Genomic DNA, 301 nt, shown 5'->3' on the forward strand with positions numbered 1-301 from the left:
AGGACGAAGGCCCAGCCGCCGTAGCGGATCGTCCCGTCCAGCAGCTTCCCGGACACGCTCTCCAGCGAGTCCGACGCGGTGGCTCCCCACACGACGAAGGCCAGGGTGAGGGCCGCGGCGACAACGAAGACGAAGAGGTCGGTCCGGGCGAGGGCGGCTGACGCACCGATTCCCGGCAGTTCCTCCCCGACGGGATGACCTGGACTCCCGTTCTGTTCGCGGGTACTGCTCATCGGCTCGTCCTTTCCACAGACGGCAGGGGACGCTCGCTGTCGCGGACGGAGGTTGCGCGACCGAGCAA

At 68.8% G+C, this 301-nt stretch carries 1 pseudogene; it reads right to left on the reverse strand.

Annotation, left to right across the window (positions count from 1 at the left end):
- Positions 1-233: pseudogene (locus tag PUR53_RS33660) on the reverse strand (BCCT family transporter); the annotation flags it as partial.
- Positions 234-301 lie beyond the last annotated feature (68 nt).

Source organism: Streptomyces sp. SP18BB07 (genome assembly GCF_036322545.1).
GTDB classification, from domain to species: domain Bacteria; phylum Actinomycetota; class Actinomycetes; order Streptomycetales; family Streptomycetaceae; genus Streptomyces; species Streptomyces deccanensis.